At 53.1% G+C, this 17,749-nt stretch carries 19 protein-coding genes and 2 pseudogenes; 2 read left to right on the forward strand and 19 right to left on the reverse strand.

Features of this window, described 5'->3' with window-relative positions:
• Positions 1-48: 48 nt before the first annotated feature.
• Positions 49-384, forward strand: a pseudogene (gene yebU, locus BS300_RS01005) (16S rRNA (cytosine(1407)-C(5))-methyltransferase RsmF); the annotation flags it as partial.
• An 85-nt stretch (positions 385-469) separates the two neighbouring features.
• Here yebU and BS300_RS01010 read toward each other — a convergent pair.
• From BS300_RS01010 to BS300_RS20950, 9 genes are all read right to left on the reverse strand, one after another.
• Positions 470-2,332 carry a phage tail tape measure protein gene (locus BS300_RS01010; protein WP_071910152.1) on the reverse strand — a complete coding sequence of 621 codons (1,863 nt, stop codon included), beginning with the start codon at positions 2,330-2,332 and terminating at the stop codon, positions 470-472.
• A gap of 50 nt (positions 2,333-2,382) precedes the next feature.
• Positions 2,383-3,285, reverse strand: a complete 903-nt coding sequence (locus BS300_RS01015; protein WP_071910154.1) for a Mu-like prophage major head subunit gpT family protein — start codon at positions 3,283-3,285, stop codon at positions 2,383-2,385.
• A 1-nt stretch (position 3,286) separates the two neighbouring features.
• Entirely contained in the window at positions 3,287-4,099 is an 813-nt protein-coding gene (locus BS300_RS01020; protein ID WP_071910156.1) for a phage protease, read from the reverse strand.
• 53 nt (positions 4,100-4,152) lie between these two features.
• Positions 4,153-4,518 carry a hypothetical protein gene (locus BS300_RS01025; RefSeq protein ID WP_071910158.1) on the reverse strand — a complete coding sequence of 122 codons (366 nt, stop codon included), beginning with the start codon at positions 4,516-4,518 and terminating at the stop codon, positions 4,153-4,155.
• The gene (locus tag BS300_RS01030; protein ID WP_071910160.1) at positions 4,511-4,915 is read right to left on the reverse strand and encodes a Mor transcription activator family protein; all 405 of its coding nucleotides are present in this window, start codon (positions 4,913-4,915) and stop codon (positions 4,511-4,513) included. The genes BS300_RS01025 and BS300_RS01030 overlap by 8 nt, the downstream gene beginning before the upstream one ends.
• Positions 4,905-5,264 (reverse strand): hypothetical protein, encoded by a 360-nt coding sequence (locus BS300_RS20945; RefSeq protein ID WP_143241661.1) that lies wholly within the window; start codon positions 5,262-5,264, stop codon positions 4,905-4,907. The genes BS300_RS01030 and BS300_RS20945 overlap by 11 nt, the downstream gene beginning before the upstream one ends.
• 174 nt (positions 5,265-5,438) lie before the next feature.
• Positions 5,439-5,774, reverse strand: coding sequence for a DUF3486 family protein (locus BS300_RS01035; protein ID WP_071910162.1), 336 nt, complete (start codon positions 5,772-5,774; stop codon positions 5,439-5,441).
• A gap of 4 nt (positions 5,775-5,778) precedes the next feature.
• Positions 5,779-6,123, reverse strand: coding sequence for a hypothetical protein (locus BS300_RS01040; RefSeq protein ID WP_071910164.1), 345 nt, complete (start codon positions 6,121-6,123; stop codon positions 5,779-5,781).
• Complete coding sequence (locus BS300_RS20950; protein ID WP_143241663.1) at positions 6,120-6,623, reverse strand: hypothetical protein; 504 nt, start codon at positions 6,621-6,623, stop codon at positions 6,120-6,122. Before BS300_RS20950 ends, BS300_RS01040 begins: the two co-directional genes overlap by 4 nt.
• 1,344 nt (positions 6,624-7,967) lie before the next feature.
• On the opposite strand from BS300_RS20950, the pseudogene BS300_RS01045 reads away from it, so the two are divergent.
• Positions 7,968-9,065, forward strand: a pseudogene (locus BS300_RS01045) (NOL1/NOP2/sun family putative RNA methylase); the annotation flags it as partial.
• A 222-nt stretch (positions 9,066-9,287) separates the two neighbouring features.
• Here the strand turns inward: BS300_RS01045 and BS300_RS01050 are convergent.
• The 10 genes from BS300_RS01050 to fabG all read right to left on the reverse strand — a co-directional run bounded on the left by BS300_RS01050 (position 9,288) and on the right by fabG (position 17,745).
• Positions 9,288-9,572: a RepB family protein gene (locus tag BS300_RS01050; protein WP_071910166.1), complete on the reverse strand. Its 285-nt coding sequence runs from the start codon at positions 9,570-9,572 to the stop codon at positions 9,288-9,290.
• A gap of 170 nt (positions 9,573-9,742) precedes the next feature.
• Positions 9,743-10,684 carry a site-specific integrase gene (locus tag BS300_RS01055; RefSeq protein ID WP_232097924.1) on the reverse strand — a complete coding sequence of 314 codons (942 nt, stop codon included), beginning with the start codon at positions 10,682-10,684 and terminating at the stop codon, positions 9,743-9,745.
• A gap of 379 nt (positions 10,685-11,063) precedes the next feature.
• Positions 11,064-11,843 (reverse strand): YchF/TatD family DNA exonuclease, encoded by a 780-nt coding sequence (locus BS300_RS01060; RefSeq protein WP_071910170.1) that lies wholly within the window; start codon positions 11,841-11,843, stop codon positions 11,064-11,066.
• 26 nt (positions 11,844-11,869) lie between these two features.
• A complete protein-coding gene (gene holB, locus BS300_RS01065) occupies positions 11,870-12,817 on the reverse strand; it encodes a DNA polymerase III subunit delta' (RefSeq protein ID WP_071910172.1) in 948 nt (315 codons plus the stop codon).
• Positions 12,802-13,428, reverse strand: a complete 627-nt coding sequence (tmk, locus tag BS300_RS01070) for a dTMP kinase (RefSeq protein ID WP_042030954.1) — start codon at positions 13,426-13,428, stop codon at positions 12,802-12,804. Before tmk ends, holB begins: the two co-directional genes overlap by 16 nt.
• Complete coding sequence (mltG, locus tag BS300_RS01075) at positions 13,428-14,429, reverse strand: endolytic transglycosylase MltG (RefSeq protein ID WP_071910174.1); 1,002 nt, start codon at positions 14,427-14,429, stop codon at positions 13,428-13,430. Before mltG ends, tmk begins: the two co-directional genes overlap by 1 nt.
• Complete coding sequence (pabC, locus tag BS300_RS01080) at positions 14,419-15,225, reverse strand: aminodeoxychorismate lyase (RefSeq protein ID WP_239693783.1); 807 nt, start codon at positions 15,223-15,225, stop codon at positions 14,419-14,421. The genes mltG and pabC overlap by 11 nt, the downstream gene beginning before the upstream one ends.
• Before the next feature lie 67 nt (positions 15,226-15,292).
• On the reverse strand, positions 15,293-16,534 hold the full coding sequence (fabF, locus tag BS300_RS01085) for a beta-ketoacyl-ACP synthase II (protein ID WP_041207727.1): 1,242 nt from the start codon (positions 16,532-16,534) through the stop codon (positions 15,293-15,295).
• Positions 16,535-16,616: 82 nt separating this feature from the next.
• Complete coding sequence (acpP, locus tag BS300_RS01090; protein WP_005300909.1) at positions 16,617-16,853, reverse strand: acyl carrier protein; 237 nt, start codon at positions 16,851-16,853, stop codon at positions 16,617-16,619.
• 157 nt (positions 16,854-17,010) lie between these two features.
• Positions 17,011-17,745, reverse strand: a complete 735-nt coding sequence (gene fabG / locus BS300_RS01095; protein ID WP_071910177.1) for a 3-oxoacyl-ACP reductase FabG — start codon at positions 17,743-17,745, stop codon at positions 17,011-17,013.
• Between the last annotated feature and the right edge of the window lie 4 nt (positions 17,746-17,749).

Consider the following 17,749-nt stretch of genomic DNA (forward strand, 5'->3'; position numbering starts at 1 on the left):
CCCTGTGATAAGATGTCGCCCCTCTTTTTCGGTCAACGAGACGGCACAGTGCACGACAATATCTATCTACCCGATCACTTTTTGCGCCATATAGCGGCCATCATGCCTGCTCACCTCTCTATGGATGAGTTCGTTGCAAGTTGCCGGCGACCGCTGCGCCGCAGTATCCGAGTCAACACGCTCAAAATTGCCGTCTCTGACTTCGTTGAAAAGATGCAGCCACAAGGCTGGCAGTTCGATCCCGTGCCCTGGTGCGAGACCGGCTTCTGGTTGAGCCGCACAGATGAGAGCGTGCCGCTAGGCAACACGGCCGAGCATTTGAGTGGCCTCTTTTACATTCAGGAAGCGAGCTCCATGCTGCCGGTGACGGCACTGTTTGCCAGTGTGCGCGCGCGGGTAATTTGATCACTGAAAGCTAGTGAAATGATCACTGCAATGAGTGATCAATTCACCAGCAAAAAGGCGATCATTACGGCATGAGGCTGGGGCCATTATCAACGCGAACTTGCATGCCTGGGGCCACGTCTCGAACCCTGACCGTAGGAGGGCGATCATAGTGGACGGTAACATCAAGCGATGATCTTGATTGTGCCGGGTTGTTGCCGCCACCAGAAAGGCCATGAGCCTCCTTTTGCAACTCAGCTGCCAGCATGGCGAATGGGTTGGTAGGAAGGCCTGAAGAGGCAGCACTAAACCCTGATGCCATCATTGCATAGGCTTCAGAGTTACTGACCATCTTGGGCTGTGGCAGCGTGGCACGAAGAACCTGGGCGTTATCAGATTCAGCCTTAAGAGCATGTGCCTGCTCGGATTGGCTGGCAGCGTACAGGGCGGTAAATGGGAGCGCTCCACGCAGCAAGAACGGGCTGATCTTTTTGGCAAGCTGGATGCTCTTCGGCGTTTTTCCGCCTGGAACATCGGGGCCACCAGTTGGGATATCAAAACCACTTCCAGGCATATTCACCACATATACCGGTGTTGCTCCAAGATCCGCTATCGCTCCACCAAGAGAACCACCCCCACCATGGCCGCCTTTGCCTGGCTTCAATGCCCCCCACGTTTCTTTTCCCCAGCGCACAGCATCAATAGCTTTTTTAGCCACTACCATGCCGCCAACTGCCAACCCGATATTCGACCCTACCTCCAACCAACGCTGTACGGCGTCAGGTTCAAGGCTGTTAATGGCATCGGCCAGCTCTGCAACAGGACCGGCCAATTGTTGATTTGAAAATTGGCTTAAGCTATTGCTTACCAGTTGCAGGCTGGCAGCAAAATCAGAAGCAGCCACAGCGGCATCATTAAGAGTAGTGCTGCCGTCACCAGCAATGCCCATGAACTTATCAAACGCCTTGACGTCACCGGTCTGAACGAACTCGGCAATTACAGGTTTTAGCGCACGCTTGGCCTCGTCGGTCAAGTTGAGCATGGCGAGATTAGTAGACAGACCTTTTGATTTGGTAACGATCTCCTCAATCAACACAGGAAGACTACGCATAACCTCTTTGCCCTGCTTGAGCTGGTCTGGATCGAACACCTCAATGCCGCCCAACTGCTTGAGCTTATTTACGGTCTCCGGACGGGTAATGTCACGGATAAGAGATTCGAAGGCCGTCACAGCTTCAGCCTCAGATCCAACACCGCCTTTAATGACCTGTAGCGCGGCGCCAAGTTCGGTTACTGCCTCTGCCCCCTGCCGGCCAGTTGCTGCGTAGGCAGCGAATATTTTTGGACCTTCTTTGGCCAATGCAGCCAATGTAAAGGCACCTTCTTTCCCTTGAACGTTAAGGGTATCGATGGCTCTCATTGCCGCTTCGCTTTCGGAGATTGCCAGTTTCTTGAACTCGGTGAAGATGCCGCCGACATCAACACCACCGGAACCAGTGGCCTGAATCACCGCGGCGATATTTGGCAAGTTCCTCATCGCATAGTCGAGATCCCCTGTCTTGGTAAGTATCTCTTCTACGGCGGCGGTTGCCTCGTTGGGATCGATGCGAATCCCCTTGGTGTTGCTGACGGCGTTGATCTCGTCTTTCAGCTCCTTGGCCTTCTCGCGGCTGATATCGGCCGAAATAGCGATGCGAGAGATACGGCGATCGAGCTGGGCATAGCCACGCGCAGCTGCTCCACTTGCCAAAGCTGCCCCAAAGGCAACATATCGACTACCGAGATAATCAATTCCACGTCCAGCTGCGACGGTAGACATCTTCAGCATGTTCATGGCGCGCTGATTGCTGGCGGCAAACTGGTTCATACTCTGGCCATATTGCCGAGCCTTACTAGCAAGGTTGCCACCTAAATCTATAATGATATTCGTTTTTAAATTTGTAGCCATATATCCCCCAATTAAAAAGGCCAGCCGAGCGGCTGGCCTTTTTCACTCCATTACAGGTCTTGAGAGACCAGCAATTCAACCTCGTTGTAATGGGTATTATCCTCCCCATTATCCAAGGTCTTGCGCTTGAGCAGCTTCTCAGCAGCAGCCCGCAAGCTCACATCAACGACCATCAAGGTCGGGCGAATTTTCAGAGAGCTGCCATTGCTGTCTTTTTGCTTCATCATCAAGGCCACAGCAGCCTCAAATGTTACTTCATTCAGAGCGTCTTTACTTGCAACAGCCATTTGCCAGAAGGAATAACCAGCATTACCACGGGCGCGAGTACCGAAATAATACTTGTCCTTCATAAACACTTCGGAGTTGCTGTCTTCGGTAATTGCAGTAAAGACAGGCGCAATACGCTCTTGCCAAATAAGCGGCTTGAGCGGGCGGCTGGTATCCAGCAAGAACCAGGGCGCACCGGTAGCAGCCGGATCACCTACGATATTTGAAGCGGTAGAGGCCGGAGTGGTTTCCAGAGGATGATCTACATCAAAGAACGGTTGACCGTCATAGCACAGCTCGGTGAAACCATTCTTGAGCAGGTTGAATACATGCTCGTCAGGGTAAACCGCTGCGTCATAACCCATCTGCTCAAAGATGATCCCATAACGGCCATAGTCGTTATCTTCATAGTCAACGCGAGGAACACCGATAGAGGATTCAAACAGCTTATTGGTGATCGTGTACTTGTGCTTCGCCAGCTCTTTCAACTGACGATCACCGATCCACTCCTTGAGGCGCGGGAAGTCACCCAGCCAACCATAACCGGTTGCACCGGCAGAGGATGGCAATACGGTTGCCACCTGCTGATAAGTGGGTTTGGCAGTCCCTACACCGGCATTAAAGCGAGCGGCAAAGGCGGTACTTGATTCAGTTACTACGGCATTGATATCAATCGGGGCAGGCATATTACTGATCCTTCTTCACGTTCAAGAATTGTTCTTCGCTCACGCCAACAGCGCGGCACACTGCGATTTGTGACTCGCTCAAGCGTGATTTACCAGGGAGCGAGCCGAGCTTTATGGGCTTTCCAAGTGCGTCAAACGCACCATTCATGTCGGCGAACGCCTTGAAGGCATCCACCCCTTGAGCCCGGCAGGTAGCGATCAAGAAATCGCGTTGGGCTGGGCAGAAGCGGGCATCAGCAATCGCCTGATCAACCGCCTCCTCTGCTTGCCGGTTCAACGCCATATCTTCACGGCGATTCAGCGCGGCCATTACATCGCCTGGCGTCTTGACTTGCACACCAAGCGCAACAGACACCTCCTCCCATCCCTTGCCGCCCTGCTCCCGACTGTTGAGAGCGGTCATGACCAGGTTTGGCTTATTGGTCAGGGCGACACTCGACAGGCTCAGGATCTCCATGCTGGCGTTATAGGCGAACGCCGGAGACAAGAAACGGTACTCGCGACTGTTGATCGCCTTGGCCGCTCGTTCCGTCCAACTGACCTTTGCCCACAACTCACCATCACGCAGTTCCAGATCTTCGATCCAGCCTGCTGCCGGAGCCTCTTCACCTTCCGGCGCTTTGAGCTCTTGGCCGTGTTCGTAATCGATCACAAGCGGCAATCCCATGTTCTTGAACATGTCGATCAGCTTCGCCGGATCCTTCATATTCCACTTGCGGCCATCGAGGCCTTTGATCTCTGGCCCACTGGGCATGATCTGCACCCATTCAGGTGCTGCCTGAGGCATTTCACTGCACAACGCTACAAAGGGCATGTTTAGCCACCTACAACCATGTTTAAAACCAATTTAAATCGCATCAGGTTGCATTAATGATTCACAACCGATACGCACCCATGCGCAACCTCGTCCAACGCCATAGAGGCCGCTGCAACGCTCAACCAGTCAGCTGCCGTCATCGAACACACATCGTCCCAGGTGAAAGGGCCTGCCCGGTCACCAATAAAGGCGATGGAAGCAACGGCGATCTCACGCAGATAGAAGAACGATTCCAGCGCTTTGGCGTGGTGGATACCAAGCGGCTTGATCTGGCCAGCTCGGATCATCCGTCTCACGTTCTTGGAAACGTGCTGTTCAAGCTCCTCTTTCTGATCGGCTGTCAGCGGTCGCATAGTCAGCCGCTCGTAAAGCTCACCAGCGATGATCACGCCTGAATTAATATCCACATCAAGCACGGTTCACCCCCAAACGCTCAATACAATCTCTTGCAAGGCGGTTTTGCGTTCTCTGGCTTTCTAAAATGTTTTGAATTTGACGAACGCTAATTCCATATTTAACAGAAAGCATCTTTTGGTTTTTTCCATCAAACTCTTTGTAAACAGAGAACATGACAAGGCTTTTCTTTAAATACTCAGCATTTGGAAGGTATATTTGAGAGCCGCCAATCGTTTCACATATAGCAATAAAAATTGACGCCCTGAGCTTCTCATCAAAGCAATTTTGTTGCTCCAAGCCATTCTTAATGCTTTCATATAAAACAGTTAATGTCTCATTCCTCATGACTGCGCATGACTTTAAAAAAACATCAAACATCGATTTATCTGAAAGCAACTCAGCATAATCAATTCTCATGACCCACCCTTTTAATTGACTGCATTCTGCGCATAACACTCCTCACAGAAATCCCATATTTATGGGTAATGGCAACATAACTCATACCATTTTCCCTGTGGTGAGCAATGAGATTACTAACAAGCGGAGAAACAAAATAACGACTATTTGGGAGATAAATACCTCTATACTTTGAGGAAAAGCCAATCTTTTTATCACAAATTTCAATTAATGAATTAGCAATGCTTTCATGAACGCAAATTGAAGCTTGCTCATTTAAAACATCCACCAGATGAAGCATCAAGCCGATCTCAAAAGACCATGATGGAATTACGAAATCACTCTCACCATCTTCATCTATGACACTCATATTTGAATCACCACATGTAAAACCGATACACGAATTTTGTCACTACCTTCAAAATGGTGATACTGACGCTTTTCGCGCTAAAGCAGCAGGCATAAAAAAATCCCCCAGTCGTGAAACTGGGGGATCTTCCCTGCCCTTACCCGATGGCCCAATCACCGGAGAGGAGTCAACACATTAACCTTTTGCGGCACTGCTTTCAATATCAATCACAAATCTACTCATGGCGGTTCTTGATACTTTCATATCATCTCCAAGGCCGCGCTTCTCAATCTCTTCATTGATGTAGTTCATCATTTCAACCTGAGTATATTCACCGCTGCAAATCATATAGGCAAAGGTGGCCCGAATATCGGGCGGCCACTTCATATACTTTTGCACCGTGCGCCGTGGCTTGCTCACCATGGTGAATGGGGTGTTTTGCTTCTGGTGCGCCCGCAGCAGCTCCAGCACCTGCTTAACCCCGATCTCATTCACCAGCACCGCCATTTCGTGGCTCTCTTCCGCAGTCAAACGCTTACTCCTCATCGCTTGGCACCTCCACGAACTCACCCACGATCACATCATCCAGGGTGGCCACATGCAGGCTCTCGGCCTTAACAAGGCGCTTGGCAGATCCCGCGCTACTCGCGATCACCGTCAGCGCCAGAGAGGCCTCACTCAAGAACCCCTCACCAGTAATGAGACCAGCATCGCAGCTATCAAGCATCGACTCAAGGGCCGCAAGGTTGCCCTTCATATTCTCGATCTTATCCCGTAGCTCCTTACTGACGCTGCTGATAAGGGTCGGAGAACGGCGCAGCTTGGCGGCTGCATAGGGGCTCAACGGGGCACTTCTGGCGGGAGTGTGACGGGCCATCATTCTGCACCTCCTTCAGTCTTGCTCAAGGAGTTTCCAGCGCGGATCAGGCCCTCGGCCAATTCGAGCGCACGGCTCAGATCATCGCGCACGAAATGGCCGTTGCTGGCGACAAGGCAATTCAAGACAGACAGCAGATTAAGGCCGTCATCAACCATTTCAGCAGGGCATGAGAACAGCATATCACCGGAATGGATAGATAGTTCGGATAAGAGATCGAGAGGGGGATTAGCAGGGGATGGTGAGAGATCCTCTTGGCTGTCTGACAGCCTAGAAAGCAACTCTTTTTGGGCATAGAAAGGCAGCAGATCGGCGCGGTATTCGAATCCCTTCCGTCCATTTGCTTTGCGTTTTGCTGATGGATCTCGTGAAACTGCTCCTTCCAAGCGAGCAAGAATTCTACGTTGAGTTCCTGGCATATCAGGCAGGGATAGAGAATGAATTTTTTGTACGGTCAGCCAGATTTGGCTAATAGTGTGGAGATCAGATGATGATCCGGCCATGCTGGGCCTCCTTGGATAGTAGGACTATCACCGACAGGAGGGTAGTAATCTCGCTGGCGGTGAGCTGAACAGGGTTACTACCACCGCTCCAAGGATACGGCCCAGCTTGCGCCAGCCCCATCCAGCCCACCATAACAAGGCTAGATTTTCGCACAAAAAAACACGCTGGACGCGTGTTGTGCGTCTTGGATTATACGGGGGTAGTAGTCCCGTCTCCAGTGTTTTTCTGGAGCTTTTAAAGGCTATCCTGAGCTGTTTTCCTTGTCAACATCAATGATCAAAACACTAGGATTTGAAGCTCAACAAATAGCCAAACAATCGATTTATAAGTAAACCGGCTTGCCTTTATTGGTTTACTTCAAAAGCTATTCAATCGACCTGCAACACCATGAAAAACAAAGAAATAAACCGCGCAAACATTATATAAACTCGGTTTATCTGAAAATTAAATCAGATAAACCTGATACGGCTTATAGCAACAACCAATTAATGGAAACTTCAATGATGACCAACGTTTCCAATCCTAGTCACATAGAATACCTGTAACGTATTGAATTAAAAGAAAAACAACTATTCTTACCTTTTGGAAACTCAGTTTCCAAAAGGTCTCTTTTATGGAAACAACAATCGAACTCAATTGAACCACATACAAAGAGAGCAAAGCAAGCTATCGCCGTTCCTTTTCACATAACCAATCAAGAGCGAACGCAACCAATATAAGCTATTGATTTAAAATGAAATTACATCAAAAGGAACGGATGTTGCAGGAAAATGAACTGAGTTCCTTTTCATGGTCGCCGCAAGCGAACAGAAAACGGGTCAACTCGGTGTGATAAAAATTCGCACAAGGCCCATCATGCGAATTTTTCCAGCCATAGGCAATAAAATAATTAAGTTGTTTATATTCAATGACTTATTAGCATTGATTCCTTGTTTCGCTGATTAAGTCGTTGCGCATTTTTCTGCGCGGCCAATAATGCCACAAGCCTAGGCCGCAGGCCGCTTTACAGGCGTTCGCAAGGGGTCTTTCAAGGCCATATGGCAGCAGGCGAGGATGCTGGTTTGCAAGCGGCGTTTAAAGCCTGTTTAAAGGCCAATTTAAAAAACATCGAGTGATCAATCTACTCGCGATTTTCGGCAATTTTTAGGAGCAGTGATCATTTCAGTGATTGCTAATATACGCTCCACCCAGCTCGCCAAAATCTCACCCATCCCACACCACCAATCGCCATCAAACCCGCGCCAATCCTCAAATCCCGATTCCACTTATGCCGCAGGAATTCCACTTATTACCGGGGTCTATGGTGGATCCTTAAGAATGATCAATCTACTAGGGCCTATACAGCCAGCGACAAGATCAAAGCGGACGGCATGCTGCTGGATGCAGCGGCCGCCCCCGGCTCCAAGACTACCCAGATCGCCGCCCTGATGAACAATCAGGGGATGCTGGTTGCCAACGAGTTTTCCAGCAGCCGGCTCAAGGTACTGAGCGCCAATATTCAGCGCTGCGGGGTGACCAATGTGGGGATGACTCACTTTGATGCCAAGGTGTTTGGTCAGTGGCTGCCTGAGACTTTCGACGCCATCCTGCTCGATGCCCCCTGCTCCGGTGAAGGTACCGTGCGCAAGGATGAAGATGCGCTGCGCAACTGGAGCATCGAAAGCATTGACGAGATTGCGGCGGTGCAGCAGGGGCTGCTGGAGAGTGCCTTCCATGCCTTGAAACCGGGTGGCGTACTGGTCTACTCCACCTGCACGCTCAGTTTGCAGGAGAACCAGGAGGTCTGTCAGTCACTGCTGGAGAAGTTTGGCGATGCCTTGAGTTTTGACTCGCTGGCCGACCTGTTCCCCCATGCAGAGCAGGCCTGCACATCCGAAGGATACCTGCACGTTTGGCCCCAGATCTTCGACAGTGAAGGCTTTTTCGTCGCCAGATTGCGCAAGCACCACTCAGTGCCCAACACCATGTTCAAACCGGGCAAGCTCGGCAAATTCCCCTTCCTGCCATTGGCTGCGAAAGAGTCTGAGCCCATGCTGCGCGAAATTGAAGCCAATTTTGGTGTGGCGCCACAAGGTCAACTGTTTGGCCGCAATGACGAGATCTGGCTATTTCCTCATCTGTTTGAACAGGTTCAGGGTAAGCTGCGCTTCGATCGCATCGGCATCAAGTTGGCAGAAACCTTCAAGAAAGGCTATCGCCTCACCCATGAGTGGGCGCTCGCCTATGGTGATAAAGCGAGCAAGGGGGTTGTCGAACTGGACAGCGCCAACGCGCGGGAATTCATGATGGGTCGGGACGTCTGGCCAGAACAGGATGCTGGCTCTGGCGAGGTGATCGTTCGTTATCAGGGCCATACCTTGGGTATGGGGAAATGGGTAGGTAGCCGGATCAAGAATGCCCTGCCCCGGGAGCTGGTGCGCGACAACAATCTGTTTGGCTGATTTTGACTGAACGAGGAAAGGTGACTCGACGCTGTTCGAGTCTGCAAAACCCACACTCTGGTTGAAATTTTATCGGGTTCTTGAAAAGCCTTGAGCCTTGTCTAAGCTTAAGGCAATCCGAACACCAGTTAGCGCACGGCTCTGCAAGGAGCCAATTCCCCTATGCCAGGTACACGGAATTCGTACCTGGCTTTTTTTATCTCTTCTTAGCCAAGTTCATCGTTACTCGACACTCTCTTCCAACAGAGCTATCTCCACTTTCTCTGCGTGAGGTTCGCTCCCCAGTTCATGGTGATAGAGCAGATCGATCGCCTGTTCGATGAGTGATGCCTGGCTATCTTCAAGATGCAAGCCGAGTGCCACCAACCGTTCGGCATGGCGATTACTGATCCAGCATTGCAACCGGGTATGACTCTCCTGTTTGCGTTTTACATGCTGACGCTGGCGCTTGGCGTTGTTCTGCGAGGCGGTCTCTTTTGCCTCAAGCTCGTTGATTTCCTGGCTCATATGACCTTGCAATACTTGTTTTTATTACTGGTTATCTCTCACGTTCTCTTCGCATAGTGGTGAAAGATGGGGGCTTCCCCTACCCTGCCAGCTAACTACGAAGCCAACCAAATATACCATCAGATCAATGGGATATCATTTAACATAAAAAATGCAGTGACGCATTTATGCTAAAGCAGTCCATCCAGCGCGTGATCAGAGAATTTATGGGCATCGTCAAAGTACTCTTGCAGGGTGCGCATATCCTTGTGACGGGTAACCTCGATGATCTTGTTCATCGGTTTGCCAGCGGTGACGGCCGAGGTGATAAATCCGCGACGTAAACTGTGGCCACTGACATAGAGGTCATCGATAGCCTGACCGGTGCGCCGCTTGATCATCAGGTTGATACCCTGCGGTCCCAGAGGATCTGGTGTGAGTTGGCCCCAGCGATTCATCCGCCGAAAGAGCGGCCCTTCATTGATCCGGCTCTTCTTGAGCCAGTTGCCAATCGCAGCAACCGGGCAATAGTGCTTGCCGGGGATAAGGGCGATCTCGGTTTCATGGAGTTGATGCTTGCTAGGTTTGAGGCGAAGACGGATCCCCTGCCCCACAAAATCGAGGTCACTCACCTCAATCCTGGCTGCTTCCGAGCGGCGTAAGGCACCACTGAACATCAACAGCAACAGGGTGTGATCGCGAAGTCCCGCCAGATCATTGGTATCGATGCCATCCAGCACCTGGGTCAATGGCTGCAACGTGAGTGCACCCGTTTTGCGCTTGCGGTTATCACCAAGACGGACAATACCGCGCATCATCTCTTTGATTTCAGGGTGTTCGGTCGGCATCGGGTGGATGCCTTTTTGTTTGAAGGCGTAGCGGATCCCGGCGAGCCTTCGTACCAAAGTTGCCGGTTTGCGCGGTTCACCATTACGCAGCTCCCCTCTCCCTTCTTCTTTATTGAGCCATACCCAGTCAGCCAGTACCCCGTCGGCCTGATCTGCCAGAAAGTTCATGATGTCATGATGGGTCGTTTGCAGTGGATCCAGACCATGCAACTGGCACCAAAAGACAAAAATCCGGGTATCCGCCTGATAGGCATTGAGGGTCGAATTTGCTTTGGCACTGCGCAGGAAGCGGCGAGCACGGCTATTTAGCTGGGCATCAAAGACCGTTTGCAATGACTGATGAGCTGAGCCTGAAATGGATGGATGTGACACGGAAGATCATGATTCATATGAAGTTTAGGAGGGATCTTACAGGATCCTTCAGCTTCATCAAGTATCGATAATGAATATTATCGATACTTATGAGTGTCTGTTTAACCCCCCAATCCAGCATCTCCGTTTTCTCTAATCTGATGTCCTATTCATGTCCGGTTTACAGGTTGAGTCATTGCGCTGATGGCAATTCAATGCTGAGTCAGTGAGAGATAACGGTTTTATTTATCGCTTCTTTCTGCTATATCTGGTTGCTAAAAGTTAAACGCCCCGTAATACGGGGCGTCAGCTCTTATTTCCGGGCGAGTTTGAACAACTCAAAGAAGTTGCGACTGGTAGCTTCTGCCAGTTCACTGAGCGCTATTTGACGCAGGTCGGCAATAAACTGGGCAACATCGCGCACGAAGGCGGGTTCGTTCTCCCTCCCCCGATGTGGAACCGGGGCAAGATAGGGTGCATCCGTTTCGACCAACAGTCGATCGAGAGGTAATGCCTTCACTACCTCCTGCAACGCCGAGGCATTCTTGAACGTGGCGATCCCCGAGATGGAGATATAGAACCCCATCTCCATTGCCGCTTCAGCCATCTCGAGAGACTCGGTGAAGCAGTGCAACACGCCGCCAACCTGATCCGCCCCCTCTTCGCGCATGATCTGCAAAGTATCTTGCTGGGCATCACGAGTGTGAATGATCAGCGGTTTGTTCAGGGCACGGGCGACCCGGATATGTTCACGGAAGGAGGCTTGCTGAACCTCCTTGTTCTCGGGGGAGTAGAAGTAATCGAGACCGGTCTCACCGATGGCCACCACCCTTTCATCTGCCGCCTGGGTCAGCAGCAAGGCGGCATCGACACCGGGTTCCTGATTGAGCGGATGCACCCCGCAGGAGGCAAACACCTGGGGATAAGGGGCGATGGCCGTCATCATGGTCGGAAATTGTTCTTGCGTCACGCTGACACAGAGAAAGTATCCCACCTCCTGCACGGCCGCTTTGGCCAGCACATCAGCCATATTGCTCTGTTTGCTGCCATAGCTGAGACGATCGAGGTGACAGTGGGAGTCAACGAGTAACATACAAAACCTTTATTGCTAATGACGTTCTATAACCAGCGACTGAGCCAGTTCATCAGATGAATGGTGGGATTGGATAGCTGTCCGGGCTGACAGGCCGCTTTCAGGGCGACCAGTTGCTGCTCGGCATCCAGCAGTTTTTCACTGGAATGCAGCCCGGCGAATTGCTGGCTCAAGGTAGCAAGATCAGGCATCGCCAGTTGATGGTGACCGCATCCCGCCTGAGTTTTCAGGGCATCGCACAAAAAGAGCTGTAGCCAATGCAGGCGAACTTGTGTCTCCTGACCGAGCTGGCTGCACAAGGTGGTCGCCTTGACCGGGGACTTGGCGAGGGCGACCAGATCCTCGAGCAGCTCACGGCGAGCACCATCTTGCAGTTGCTCGATGTAGTCGAGCACCCGCAGCGGCGCCCCCTGACAGATCCGCACCTGAGCCAGAGTTGCCTGATGTCCCTGTTCAGCAAGCCAGCGCACCGTTTCACCCTCACTTGGCAACTGACACACGTGTTTGTGACAACGGCTGAGAATGGTGGGCAGCAGACGGGAAACCTGGGAGGCGATGAGGATGAGCAGGCTGTCACCGGCAGGCTCCTCCAGGGTTTTCAGCAGCGCATTGGCTGCCGATTCGGTCATCCGCTCCGCATCAGGAATGATCACAACTTTGCCGCGGCCGAGCTGGGCCGAGCCTTGCAGTCGGTTGCAGATATCACGGATCGCTTCGACCCCGATGGTCTTGCTGTCGCGACTGATGGTGCCGAGATCCGGATGATGGCCTTTGTCAAAAAGCTGGCAGGAGTGGCAATGACCGCATGGCTCTCCGCGATCCGGTTGTTGGCAAAGGTGCAAACGCGCCAACCGTTCAGCTAGCTGCTCCTTGCCAAGACCGGGATCGCCAAGCAACAACCAGGCATGACCCAGTCTGCTGGCCGCTGCAGTCTGGCTCAGTGCCTGCCAGTCGGGGATCAACCAGGGATACATAGGCGAGCATCCAGCGCAGCTTCAATCGCCGCTTTTACCTGATCCGGGGTTTGTCCCGCATCGATCACTACAATAGAGTCATCCTTGGCGGCGAGTTCGAGATAACGGGTGCGGGTGCGCTCGAAAAAGCTGAGCTGCTCCAGCTCGATCCGATCCAGCTCGCCACGATGGCGGGCGCGTTGCAGACCGAGTGCGGGATCGATATCGAGATAGAGGGTGAGATCCGGTTTGAAGTTGCCGAGAACCGCCTGCTTGATGGCACCGATAAGAGCAGCATCGATGCCACGGCCACCCCCCTGATAGGCCTGGGAGGAGAGATCGTGGCGATCCCCCACCACCCAGACACCATCGGCCAGTGCCGGCTTGATGCGGGTCTCCACCAGTTGTACCCGGGAGGCATACATCAGCAGCAGCTCGGCCTCGATGGTGAGGCGCTCATCATGCACCTCTTTGACGATGGCTCGCATCCGCTCGGCCAGCGGCGTACCGCCCGGCTCGCGGGTACATTCGATCCGCTCGATGCCGTGGTGCTGCAGATAGTCTGTGACGTAACGGACGGCAGAGCTCTTCCCTGCCCCTTCCAAACCTTCAATAACGATAAATTTAGACATCAGGATTTCTTCAATATGTATTCGCGAACCGCCCGATTGTGTTCATCGAGGGTCTTGGAGAAGTAGTGAGCACCACCGCCCTTGGCGACAAAATAGAGATAGTCGGTCGACTTGGGGTTGAGTGCCGCTTCGATGGATGCCTTGCCCGGCATGGCAATGGGCGTCGGCGGCAAACCATCGATCACATAAGTGTTGTAGGGGTTCTTGTCGGTCAGATCGCTGCGGCGAATGTTGCCGTCATAGCGATCCTTCACCCCGTAAATCACGGTGGGGTCGGTCTGCAACTTCATGCCAAGACGCAGACGATTTACGAACACCGAGGCAATTTGTGCCCGCTCTTCAGGCAGACCGGTCTCTTTTTCGATGATCGAGGCCATGATCAGCGCTTCATAGGGGGTCTTGTAAGGCAGATTGGCCTGCCGCTTGTCCCAGCTCTGCTGCAGGAATGTCTCCATGTCCTGATGAGCACGACGCAGAATGGAGAGATCGCTGGCATGGGTGGTATAGGCGTAGGTTTCCGGCAAAAACCACCCCTCCAGCTTGCCATTCTCGATACCCAGCTCCTTGGCCAGATCAGCCTCGGGCAACTCGACCGTGAGCCGTTCCAGATAAGGTGCACTGGATAACTGCTTCAGCCAATCATCAAAGCGAGAACCCTCGACGAAGGTGAGGCTGAAGTGAAACTCCTTGCCCGAAGCAAAGAGCGAGAGGGTCTCCTTGAGCAGGGCCCCCTCCTTGATTTCATAAGTGCCCGACTTGATGGCAACCAGCTCGGGATGACCGCGCAGCCAGAGGCGCACCGCCCACGGACTGGGTTCACCATCACCCAACTCGGCGATCAGGCGAGCGGCATGAGCCCCCTTCTCCACCGTAAAGAGGCGAGTCGGCCCCTTGTTGGTGAGCATCTCCACCTGCTGCCATTTGTAATGCACATAGCCCCCGGCGACGGCCACAGTCAGTGCCGCCCCCGCGAGCAGGGTGTAAAGCCGATTAAACTTCAATGACCAAACGCTCCTGTAAACGGCGGCTCAATACCGGGGCAGGATACTGTTTATCCTCGATGCCGTTGACCGGCACCACCCCCATCAGGGTATTGGTGAGCCACACCTCTTCCGCCTGCCATAGTGACTCCAGCGGAGCCTCTACCACACGCAACTCAATACTCATCTGTTTCAGCATCGCCATGACCTGACGGCGCATGATGCCGTCAACCCCGCAACGGGCCAGATCGGGCGTAAACACCGTCTTGCCCCGACGCCAAAACAGATTGGCACTGACTCCTTCGACCAGCACGCCACGACTGCTGAGCACTACTCCTTCGACTGCACCACGGCTGACAAGTTCGCTCTTGAGCAGCACCTGTTCCATCCGGTTGAGGGTCTTGAGCCCGGCCAGCATGGGGGCATCACCAATTCGCTGGCGGCACACCAGCAAGTTGATCCCCTCGCGTTGCCACTGGGCGTACTGGGCAGGAAAAGGCGCCAGCGAAAGAATACGGGTCGTCTGCTGGCACTCGCTGCCATCATAACCGCGGCCACCCTCCCCCCGGGTCAGCATCACCTTGGCAACACACTGTTGCTCACCGGCAACCAGGGTCTCGAGTTCCCGAGCCAGCAATTCCCAGTCCGGTTCAACCATTCCCAGCCGGCTATTGGTCTGTTGCAGTCGAGCCAGATGCGCTGGCCACTGCAATACCTTTCCTTCTCTCACCGCCATGGTGGTGAAATGGCCATCGCCATAGGCCAGACCTCGGTCGCGGGCCGAGATGGTATCGAGCTTCAATCCATTGATCAGCAAAGAGATCCCTCCGATAAAAAAGGCCCGATACCGGCAGTATCGGGCCTCTGTCATTGCCCGCAGGCAATTATACGCGTTTGAAGATCAGGGAACCATTGGTACCGCCGAAACCAAACGAGTTGGAGAGGGCGTACTCGAAGTTACCCGGCTTGGCCACATGGGGCACCAGATCCAGGTCGCACTCATCATCCGGGTTATCCAGGTTGATGGTGGGCGGTGCAATCTGATCGCGCAGGGCCAGCACAGTGATGATCGCCTCGATGGCACCGGCGGCACCCAGCAGGTGACCGGTCATCGACTTGGTGGAGCTGACCATCAGTGACTTGGCGTGCTCGCCAAAGACGGCTTTCATGCCGCGCAGTTCGGCTACATCGCCCAGCGGGGTCGAAGTGCCGTGGGCATTGATGTACCCCACCTGCTCGGGTGCAATACCGGCATCCTTGATGGCATTCTTCATGGCGCGAGCGCCACCGTTGCCATCGGCAGGAGGTGCAGTCATGTGATAAGCGTCACCACTCATGCCAAAACCGACCAGTTCGGCGTAGATCTTGGCGCCGCGGGCCTTGGCGTGTTCGTACTCTTCCAGCACCAGTACACCGGCACCGTCACCCAACACGAAACCGTCGCGATCCTTATCCCACGGACGGCTCGCCTTCTGCGGCTCGTCATTGCGGTTGGAGAGTGCCTTGGCTGCTGCGAAGCCGCCCATCCCCATCGGGGTGGAGGCTTTCTCGGCACCGCCAGCGACCATCACGTCGGCATCGCCGTAAGCGATCATCCGGCCAGCCATACCGATGGCATGGGTACCTGTGGTGCAGGCGGTGGTCACAGCGATGTTCGGACCTTGCAATCCCTTCATGATGGAGAGATGACCGGACACCATATTGATGATGGTGGAGGGCACGAAGAAGGGGCTGATCTTGCGCGGGCCGCCGTTCACGAGGCTGTCGTGGTTCTGTTCAATCAGACCCAGACCGCCAATCCCGGAACCGATCGCCACACCGACGCGCTCGGCATTGTCGTCGTTGATTACGAGGCCGGAATCATCCAGTGCCTGCATACCGGCAGCAATACCGTATTGAATGAAGAGATCCATCTTGCGAGCGTCTTTACGGTTGATACCGTACTGCTCGGGATCGAAGTCCTTGACCAGACCTGCAAAACGGGTTGCAAACTCGCTGGCATCGAAATGGTCGATAAGGGAAATGCCGCTCTGCCCGTTGAGCAGGGCTTGCCAGCTGGATTCGGCTGTGTTGCCTACCGGGGAAAGCATCCCCAAGCCGGTCACCACGACTCTGCGTTTTGACACTGAGGTAGTCTCCGAGAGGTGATTTGAAAGGAAACAAATACAAAAGAAGCGGCCCTTGGGCCGCTTCTTTCAGAACAGGAACTTATTCCTGATTAGCGGTGATGTAGTCGATAGCCGCTTGAACAGTGGTGATCTTCTCGGCTTCTTCATCAGGAATTTCGGTATCGAATTCTTCTTCCAGCGCCATTACCAGTTCAACGGTATCCAAAGAGTCAGCGCCCAGGTCGTCGACGAAGGAGGCAGCGTTCTTAACGTCTTCTTCTTTAACACCCAGTTGTTCAATGATGATTTTCTTTACGCGTTCTTCGATGTTGCTCATGACCTGAATTTTCCTTTAAAAATACGCTATTGCGTCTGGTTGGGGTAGTTTATTCAATTGACGTGAGTTTGCAAGTAGCTTGCCGCTGGTCAAACCACGAAATTCGCCAAACTTCGGCGTACTATCGCAAATTTGAACAGAACTCACGACAAATTGATTACACCATGTACATCCCGCCATTAACATGCAGGGTTTCACCGGTGATATAGGCTGCTTCATCGGAAGCCAAGAATACCACAGCGGCGGCAATCTCTTTCGGATCACCCAGACGAGCGGCAGGAACCTGGCTCATGATGCCGGCACGCTGCTCTTCATTGAGCGCCTTGGTCATATCGGTCTCGATAAAACCGGGAGCAACCGCGTTGACCGTGATACCACGGGAGGCCACTTCACGCGCCAGCGATTTGGTAAAGCCAACCAGACCCGCTTTGGCAGCTGCATAGTTGACCTGACCGGCATTGCCCATGGTACCAACGACGGAACCGATGCTGATGATGCGACCATTGCGCTTCTTCATCATCGCCCGCAGAACCGGTTTGCTCAGACGGTAGAGCGAGGTCAGGTTGGTATCGATGATCTCGTTCCACTCGTCATCTTTCATCCGCATCAACAGGTTGTCGCGGGTGATACCGGCGTTGTTGATCAGGATGTCGATGTCACCAAAACGCGCCTTGATGGCAGCGAAAACGGATTCGATGGATTCCTGGTTGGTCACGTTCAGTGCCATGCCGCAACCATTGTCGCCCAAGTAAGCGCTGATTGCCTCGGCACCGCTCTCGCTGGTCGCAGTGCCGACGACTTTGGCGCCACGGGCCGCAAAAGTTTCGGCAATTGCACGGCCGATGCCACGACTGGCACCGGTCACTAACACAACCTTATTGGTAAAGCTCATTACT

It is taken from the genome of Aeromonas sp. SCS5 (genome assembly GCF_001887375.1).
Classification (GTDB): Bacteria; Pseudomonadota; Gammaproteobacteria; order Enterobacterales; family Aeromonadaceae; genus Aeromonas; species Aeromonas jandaei.

What these genes read in the sequence shown, in the direction of transcription:
- BS300_RS01010 (WP_071910152.1), bottom strand. Translation starts at nt 2,332, where the DNA reads ATGGCTACAAATTTAAAAACGAATATCATTATAGATTTAGGTGGCAAC.
- BS300_RS01015 (WP_071910154.1), bottom strand. Translation starts at nt 3,285, where the DNA reads ATGCCTGCCCCGATTGATATCAATGCCGTAGTAACTGAATCAAGTACC.
- BS300_RS01020 (WP_071910156.1), bottom strand. Translation starts at nt 4,099, where the DNA reads ATGCCCTTTGTAGCGTTGTGCAGTGAAATGCCTCAGGCAGCACCTGAA.
- BS300_RS01030 (WP_071910160.1), bottom strand. Translation starts at nt 4,915, where the DNA reads ATGAGAATTGATTATGCTGAGTTGCTTTCAGATAAATCGATGTTTGAT.
- BS300_RS20945 (WP_143241661.1), bottom strand. Translation starts at nt 5,264, where the DNA reads ATGAGTGTCATAGATGAAGATGGTGAGAGTGATTTCGTAATTCCATCA.
- BS300_RS01040 (WP_071910164.1), bottom strand. Translation starts at nt 6,123, where the DNA reads ATGATGGCCCGTCACACTCCCGCCAGAAGTGCCCCGTTGAGCCCCTAT.
- BS300_RS20950 (WP_143241663.1), bottom strand. Translation starts at nt 6,623, where the DNA reads ATGGCCGGATCATCATCTGATCTCCACACTATTAGCCAAATCTGGCTG.
- BS300_RS01050 (WP_071910166.1), bottom strand. Translation starts at nt 9,572, where the DNA reads ATGAGCCAGGAAATCAACGAGCTTGAGGCAAAAGAGACCGCCTCGCAG.
- BS300_RS01060 (WP_071910170.1), bottom strand. Translation starts at nt 11,843, where the DNA reads ATGTTACTCGTTGACTCCCACTGTCACCTCGATCGTCTCAGCTATGGC.
- holB (WP_071910172.1), bottom strand. Translation starts at nt 12,817, where the DNA reads ATGTATCCCTGGTTGATCCCCGACTGGCAGGCACTGAGCCAGACTGCA.
- tmk (WP_042030954.1), bottom strand. Translation starts at nt 13,428, where the DNA reads ATGTCTAAATTTATCGTTATTGAAGGTTTGGAAGGGGCAGGGAAGAGC.
- acpP (WP_005300909.1), bottom strand. Translation starts at nt 16,853, where the DNA reads ATGAGCAACATCGAAGAACGCGTAAAGAAAATCATCATTGAACAACTG.
- fabG (WP_071910177.1), bottom strand. Translation starts at nt 17,745, where the DNA reads ATGAGCTTTACCAATAAGGTTGTGTTAGTGACCGGTGCCAGTCGTGGC.